Below are 6,951 nucleotides of genomic sequence, written 5' to 3'. Positions count from 1 at the left end.
TGGGTCGTTAGCTCAGTCGGTAGAGCAGTTGGCTTTTAACCAATTGGTCATAGGTTCGAATCCTATACGACCCACCAAAATCCCACAAGTGTGGGCCGTTAGCTCAGTTGGTAGAGCAGTTGACTCTTAATCAATTGGTCATAGGTTCGAGCCCTATACGGCCCACCAAATCTCCTTCATTCCTTATGCGGGTCGTTAGCTCAGTCGGTAGAGCAGTTGGCTTTTAACCAATTGGTCATAGGTTCGAATCCTATACGACCCACCATTTTCTGTCTGAATGCACTCAGTCGCTATCAAGATTCCTTTGCAAAATAAAAAAGCACCCGAAGGTGCTTTTAGAAGCCAATATGTGGAATTCGCTTAAAGCAAAGCATTCTCACGAACGTAGGCTTCGAAGTCGGTACAGCCGCCGATATGTTCCTTATCAATGAAGATCTGCGGTACAGTTTCTACTGGCTTGCCGACAGTTTTTTCTAAATCCGCTTTGGTAATACCTTCTTCATAGATATCAACATATTTGTAGCTAAAATCGTCACGCGCTTGAGTCAGCTGATCTGATAACTGTTTGGCTCTTACACAGTAAGGACAGCCGGGACGACCGAAAATAACAACGTGCATAATAACTCCCTTCACTAACAATGCTGCCGTTATAACACAGTGTTTAGGGTTGCAGAAGTGGTGTTACGCATACTTCTGTCAACAATATGTTTGTTCAGTCTGGTAACGCCCGTGGTAATCAAAATATTTTTCCAATAACACCCAGTGTTTCCCCTGCTTTTTTAATAACAAAAGATCCGGGGAACGCCATCTTGTTGAGTGCGCTAATAATTCTTCTGAGTTGCGAAAAGAAGGCAGGGGGAGCCCTGGGGTTTTATCGTGCGGGTATAGAAATACTGCATATAACGCTTTGCGTTGAGCCGCTGTTGTTAAGCGAAAATGTTCATTAAAGTGATTACCATCAAGATCAATATACTCAACGGTCAGCCCTGAGGTGGTTGCAACGAGTTGCATCTGCTGCACACGAAACAGATGATGATGTTTTTGTTCTAACACTTCTTTGAGGCGCTTGTCGGGGTCAACCAGCTGTGAATGACATTCAACGCAGGCTCTTGCCGCGATATCATTTTCTGCTCCGCAATCAGGGCATAAACGCGCTCTAAAACGATAACTACATTGTTGTGATTTTGAAGCCCTAGCCACAAGTCCCTGACAACGTCTGCCAAAATGCTCAAGGATTTCCCCTTGATTACTGGTCTTACCCCAGAAAATATTGGCAAAACCACATTCAGGGCACACCACTTGTACTGGCACGGTGTCGGCTGTTGGGCGCGGCTGACTGATCTGCGGACTATAGAGATCAAAACCGTTGGCCGCATAATCGATGATCAGGCAATCCTGCTTTCCTTCATATAGCCGCAGCCCCCGGCCGACCATTTGCTGGAAAAGTCCTACAGATGCTGTCGGCCTCATGATCGCAATCAGATCGACGTGGGGGGCGTCAAATCCCGTGGTAAGTACCGATACATTCACTAAAAATTGCAGTTGTTGCTGTTTAAATTTACCGATGAGCGTATCTCGTTCGGCACCCGGCGTGTCTGCCGTAATTAGCGCCGCGGTTTCCGGAAGTAGCGCGATTATTTCCTGGGCATGGCGCACTGTCGCCGCAAATATAATTACGCCGCGACGACTTTTCGCCAACTGCATTAGCTGCGTCACAATGGCTGAGGTTGCCCGACCACTATGATCGAGTAACGAGTCGACTTCGGCAGCATTATAATTGCCATGATTGTCCGGCTTTAATTGACTGAAATCATACTGTGCAGATAACCCATCCAATAATCTTGGCGGTGTCAAATATCCCTGTTTGATTAACGGGCGTAACGGTAATTCGAAAATGCAGTCGTCAAAAATGCCCGCATCAAGGTTGCCTACTCGACCATGATAATGACGTTTGTATATCCAGCCGCTGCCAAGTCGATAGGGGGTTGCGGTGAGCCCCAGAAGATGCAATTTGGGATTATGCTGGCGCAACTGTTGTAATAACTGATGGTATTGACTCTGATCGTCGTCGCTGACTCGGTGGCATTCATCAATGATAACCAGTGAGAACGCTTGGCTGAATGCTTGTGGATTGCGCGCTGCTGACTGAATTCCCGCCACTACTACTTTACCGCTACTGAGTTTCTGATTTAACCCGGCTGAATAAACGCTAATATCGTCTGTTAGCAGTGATGCTTTATCAGCATTTTGTGCGACCAGTTCTTTGACGTGCGTTAATATCAACACTTTCCCGCGGGCAATTCGTGCAAGCTCAGCAATTACAATGCTTTTACCTGCTCCCGTTGGCAATACGATTACAGCACTGCCATGCTGATGGCGAAAGTAACTAATTGCCGCATCCACAGCGCCTTGTTGATAGTCACGTAACTTTATGGAATGACTGACTGACATCGTTAAAAGATACACTTTGAGAGAACTGCAGCATACCACACTGCAACCGGTTGCTTTGCTACATGTCGGTGATTGCACAAAATTTATCAAACTTTTTTGGGCCGCAGTTGTTTCAGGCGTTTTTTACTTTGCTAAAATGGCATCCTCACTGGTCAAATTCCTGTGATTAAAGTAAAATTTGCCTCTTTTTTATGTGACAAACGAAGATACCTTACGCAGCCTAAAAGGCCGCCATGCACTGGAAGGGAAGATGCAGCAGTTAACAGAGATCGTACAACAGGCCTTAGCCGCCATCGATGGGGCCGATGATCTGAAAATTCTCGATGAAATCCGTGTCGATTACCTTGGTAAAAAAGGCAAAATTACCGACATGATGAAACTGATGGCTACTTTAAGTCCGGAAGAAAAACCGGCTTTTGGGCAGCAAGTGAACCTCGCTAAACAGCAGGTGCAGCAATATCTGTCTCAACGTCTCGAAAATCTCAAAGCCGCTGAGCTTGAAGCCAAACTTAGTGCTGAGAAAATCGATGTGACTTTGCCTGGAAGAACACTGGGCAATGGCGGATTGCACCCTGTGACTCGCACTATTGAACGTATTGAAGCCTTTTTTGGGGAATTGGGGTTCAGTGTGGTTCAAGGGCCAGAGATCGAAGATGGGTATCACAACTTTGATGCGTTGAATATTCCTGCACATCATCCAGCCCGTGCTGACCATGACACCTTTTATTTCAACCCTGAAATCGTATTGCGTACGCAGACTTCAGGGGTGCAAATTCGCACGATGGAAGTAGAAAAACCGCCATTGCGAATTATCTCTCCGGGACGTGTCTACCGTAATGACTACGATATGACTCACACCCCGATGTTCCATCAGGTTGAAGGCTTGATGGTTGATGAGAACGTCAGCTTTACTCAGTTGAAAGGTATTTTGCACGATTTCCTGCGCAACTTCTTTGAAGAAGACCTGGAGATCCGTTTCCGTCCATCTTATTTCCCATTTACTGAACCTTCTGCAGAAGTCGACGTTAAAGGTAAGAACGGTTGGTTGGAAGTGTTGGGATGCGGCATGGTACATCCTAATGTGCTGCGCGGTGTAGGTATTGATCCTGAAAAATACTCTGGTTTTGCTTTTGGTATGGGCGTTGAGCGTTTGACGATGCTGCGTTATGGCGTGACCGACTTACGTGCCTTCTTCGAAAACGATCTACGTTTCCTCAAGCAATTTAAATAACGGAGTTCAAGTATTATGAAATTCAGTGAATCCTGGCTTCGTGAGTGGGTTAATCCCGCGGTTAGCCGTGATCAGTTAGCTCAGCAAATCACTATGGCCGGGCTTGAAGTTGATGAAGTTGTTGCAGTCGCTGGCAGCTTTTCTGGCGTAGTCGTGGGGGAAGTCGTTGAATGCGCTCAGCATCCAGATGCTGACAAACTGCGCGTAACCAAAATAAACGTTGGCGGCGAAGAGCTGCTGGATATCGTTTGTGGTGCCCCAAACTGTCGTCAAGGGTTAAAAGTGTGTGTAGCCACTGTAGGTGCAGTGCTGCCAGGCGACTTTAAAATTAAAAAAGCCAAACTGCGCGGACAGCCATCCAATGGCATGCTGTGTTCTTACAGTGAGTTGGCGATTGATATTGAAAGTGACGGTATCATTGAGTTACCACTAGACGCGCCATTAGGTGTTGATGTTCGCAAATATCTTGACTTGGATGATGCGGTCATTGATGTGGATTTGACGGCTAACCGTGCGGACTGTCTCGGCATGGTCGGTATTGCCCGCGAAGTCGGTGTGCTCAATCGTATGGCTGTGACCGAGCCAAGTTGGCAATCAGCGGCGGCGACGATTGATGCTAGTGTCAGTGTTAAGGTGCTGGCCAAAGACGCTTGTCCTCGCTATCTCAGCCGTGTTGTGAAAAATGTTGATGTCAAAGCTGCCACTCCGGCATGGATGGTGGAAAAGTTGCGTCGTAGTGGTATTCGCTCCATCGATCCTATCGTGGATATCACCAATTTTGTGCTGGTGGAATATGGCCAGCCGATGCATGCGTTTGATTTGGAAAAGATTGATGGCGATCTGACTGTTCGCTTGGGTGATGGTAAAGAACAACTGACATTGCTTGATGGTAGTGAAATCACTGTGCCCGCTGACACACTGGTGATTGCCGATAACAATAAGGCCCTTGCACTCGCCGGGATTTTTGGCGGTGAGCATTCAGGCGTTTCCGCAGAAACCCAGGATATCGTGCTGGAATGCGCATTTTTTGCGCCTTTGGCAATCATGGGTAAGGCTCGTAACCTCGGCTTGCACACCGACGCCAGCCACCGTTTTGAACGTGGTGTCGATCCTCAGTTACAGCACAAAGTGATGGATCGCGCAACGCGTCTGATCCTAGATATTTGCGGTGGTGAAGCCGGCGTCATTGTTGAAGCGAAATCTGAGGAATATTTACCTCAACCGGTAGAAATCACATTGCGTCGCAGTAAGCTCGATAAGTTGCTGGGGCATCATGTGCCGGATAACGATGTGGCGGAAATCCTTGCGCGTTTGGGCTTCGTCGTTAAAACGATTGAATCCGGGTGGCAAGTCACTACGGCAACTTACCGGTTTGATATGGCGATTGAAGAAGATCTTATCGAAGAAGTTGCGCGAATTTACGGTTACAACAGTATTCCTAACGAAGCGCCTTTGGCACGTTTGAACATGACACGTCACAGTGAAGCCAATGTCAAATTAGCAAAAGTGCGTGATCTGTTGACGGCAAGAAGTTTTCAAGAAGCTATTACTTATAGTTTTGTTGACCCTAAATTGCAGCAATTGGTACATCCGCAGCAACAGGCATTGGTATTACCCAATCCGATCTCGAGTGAAATGTCAGCAATGCGGCTTTCACTGTTCACTGGATTGTTGGGAGCAGTGGGTTATAACCAAGCCAGACAACAAGGCCGAGTCAGGTTATTTGAAACTGGTTTGCGCTTTATTCCTGATGATTCAGCGGAAATGGGTGTGCAGCAGCAAGCGGTGTTAGCCGCAGTGATTGCCGGACCGCAGAGTGATGAACACTGGACGATTGAATCAAAATCGGTAGATTTTTTCGACTTAAAAGGTGATTTAGAAGCGCTTATTGGCTTGACAGCATCAGAGGCTGAATTTAGCTTTAGAAGTGCTTCGCACTCTGCGCTGCATCCAGGACAATGTGCTGAAATCCTGAGGAATAATCAGGTCGTTGGGGTCATCGGTGCCGTTCATCCTGCGTTAGAAAAGCCGTTCGGTCTAAATGGTAAAACTATCGTGTTTGAACTGCAGTTAGATGCCTTATTACAAGGCGCTGTACCGCAAGCAAAGGCCATTTCGAAGTATCCGGCTAACCGCCGAGATATCGCTGTTGTGGTCGATGAAGCCGTGATTGCTGAAAATATCCTGTCAACGATAAAAAAAGTTGGCGGAAATCAGTTGGTTGGCTTAAACTTGTTTGACGTATACCGAGGCAAGGGTGTTGAGCCTGGCAAGAAGAGTCTGGCGATAGCACTTACGTTACAAGATAACGCTCGTACCCTTGAGGAAAAAGAGATTGCAGCGACTGTTGAGTCGGTAGTTTCAGTCCTTAAGTCCGAGTTCAACGCATCGTTGAGGGATTAAAGTATGGCACTTACCAAAGCCGAAATGGCAGAGCATCTTTTCGAAACACTCGGAATTAATAAACGGGTCGCCAAAGATATGGTAGAAGCGTTTTTCGAGGAGATCCGGTTAGCGCTTGAAAATGGCGAACAGGTAAAATTGTCTGGTTTCGGTAATTTTGATCTGCGGGATAAAAACCAAAGACCTGGTCGTAATCCTAAGACCGGTGAGGATATCCCAATTTCTGCTCGTAGAGTCGTGACTTTCCGCCCAGGACAGAAATTGAAAAGCCGTGTAGAAGCTGCCAACAAATAAAACCATTCGGCGGCGGTTATAGCGCTAAATCTCTGGTAGACAAAGGCCACCATCGGGTGGCCTTTTCTTTTAAGAAGTTACTAATAGGGTCTTGGCACGTTTCATCTCAGTATGTTACCTAGAACGTCGGCTTATTATCGTGACATACCTGTGGCTGAGGCTTTCTGGAGACCTCTGGAAATGCCCGCGGTTCAAAGAGAAAGGGAACTTTAGCTTGTTCCAACAAATGAATTACCGTTCTATTTGTAGTGAACTCCGTTGCACTCCTCATCGTTTTTCACAACTCGAAGAAAGTACTGCGCCATGAGGGCTTTAAAACTCACCATTGTTATGCGCCGATGACGTCGGCATCCACATAGTTACGGCTAATCTGAATCTGATTGTCTGCGGTATCGTCCATTGTTGTTTCTGCAGGGTGAAGTATTCGCAGAGTAAATATCAAAATATCTCGTTGATTTACAATGATATTGATTTCAATGGTGAGAAAATAAAGATTGGTTGCGGGAGCTGGATTTGAACCAACGACCTTCGGGTTATGAGCCCGACGAGCTACCAGACTGCTCCATCCCGCG

The 6,951-nt window shown here is 46.8% G+C and carries 5 protein-coding genes and 4 tRNA genes; 6 read left to right on the top strand and 3 right to left on the bottom strand.

Annotation, left to right across the window (positions count from 1 at the left end; translation table 11 throughout):
• Position 1 precedes the first annotated feature (1 nt).
• The 3 genes from PY479_RS17300 to PY479_RS17290 all read left to right on the top strand — a co-directional run bounded on the left by PY479_RS17300 (position 2) and on the right by PY479_RS17290 (position 265).
• Positions 2 to 77: transfer RNA gene (locus PY479_RS17300), tRNA-Lys, on the top strand.
• A 15-nt stretch (positions 78 to 92) separates the two neighbouring features.
• A tRNA-Lys gene (locus PY479_RS17295) sits at positions 93 to 168 on the top strand.
• A 21-nt stretch (positions 169 to 189) separates the two neighbouring features.
• Positions 190 to 265 (top strand) — tRNA-Lys (locus PY479_RS17290).
• A 95-nt stretch (positions 266 to 360) separates the two neighbouring features.
• Here the strand turns inward: PY479_RS17290 and PY479_RS17285 are convergent.
• Together PY479_RS17285 and PY479_RS17280 are read right to left on the bottom strand one after the other, a co-directional pair.
• Positions 361 to 618: a GrxA family glutaredoxin gene (locus PY479_RS17285; RefSeq protein ID WP_212596354.1), complete on the bottom strand. Its 258-nt coding sequence runs from the start codon at positions 616 to 618 to the stop codon at positions 361 to 363.
• A 78-nt stretch (positions 619 to 696) separates the two neighbouring features.
• The gene (locus tag PY479_RS17280; RefSeq protein ID WP_275484512.1) at positions 697 to 2,451 is read right to left on the bottom strand and encodes a DEAD/DEAH box helicase; all 1,755 of its coding nucleotides are present in this window, start codon (positions 2,449 to 2,451) and stop codon (positions 697 to 699) included.
• 250 nt (positions 2,452 to 2,701) lie between these two features.
• On the opposite strand from PY479_RS17280, the gene pheS reads away from it, so the two are divergent.
• From pheS to ihfA, 3 genes are read left to right on the top strand one after another with little or no spacing between them, the layout of a single operon-like run.
• Positions 2,702 to 3,682, top strand: coding sequence for a phenylalanine--tRNA ligase subunit alpha (pheS, locus tag PY479_RS17275; RefSeq protein ID WP_212596356.1), 981 nt, complete (start codon positions 2,702 to 2,704; stop codon positions 3,680 to 3,682).
• A gap of 15 nt (positions 3,683 to 3,697) precedes the next feature.
• Positions 3,698 to 6,085, top strand: coding sequence for a phenylalanine--tRNA ligase subunit beta (gene pheT / locus PY479_RS17270; RefSeq protein ID WP_212596357.1), 2,388 nt, complete (start codon positions 3,698 to 3,700; stop codon positions 6,083 to 6,085).
• Positions 6,086 to 6,088: 3 nt separating this feature from the next.
• Positions 6,089 to 6,379, top strand: a complete 291-nt coding sequence (gene ihfA / locus PY479_RS17265) for an integration host factor subunit alpha (protein ID WP_212596358.1) — start codon at positions 6,089 to 6,091, stop codon at positions 6,377 to 6,379.
• Between the two features lie 495 nt (positions 6,380 to 6,874).
• On the opposite strand, the gene PY479_RS17260 is transcribed toward ihfA, so the two are convergent.
• Positions 6,875 to 6,951, bottom strand: a tRNA-Met gene (locus PY479_RS17260).

The sequence above is a fragment of the Shewanella sp. A32 genome (assembly GCF_029167175.1).
Classification (GTDB): Bacteria; Pseudomonadota; Gammaproteobacteria; order Enterobacterales; family Shewanellaceae; genus Shewanella; species Shewanella yunxiaonensis.
This window is presented reverse-complemented; position numbering and strand designations above follow the sequence as displayed.

Bases quoted from the DNA above. Each gene is read 5' to 3' on its own strand.
- PY479_RS17285 (WP_212596354.1), bottom strand. From the start codon at position 618: ATGCACGTTGTTATTTTCGGTCGTCCCGGCTGTCCTTACTGTGTAAGA.
- PY479_RS17280 (WP_275484512.1), bottom strand. From the start codon at position 2,451: ATGTCAGTCAGTCATTCCATAAAGTTACGTGACTATCAACAAGGCGCT.
- pheS (WP_212596356.1), top strand. From the start codon at position 2,702: ATGCAGCAGTTAACAGAGATCGTACAACAGGCCTTAGCCGCCATCGAT.
- pheT (WP_212596357.1), top strand. From the start codon at position 3,698: ATGAAATTCAGTGAATCCTGGCTTCGTGAGTGGGTTAATCCCGCGGTT.
- ihfA (WP_212596358.1), top strand. From the start codon at position 6,089: ATGGCACTTACCAAAGCCGAAATGGCAGAGCATCTTTTCGAAACACTC.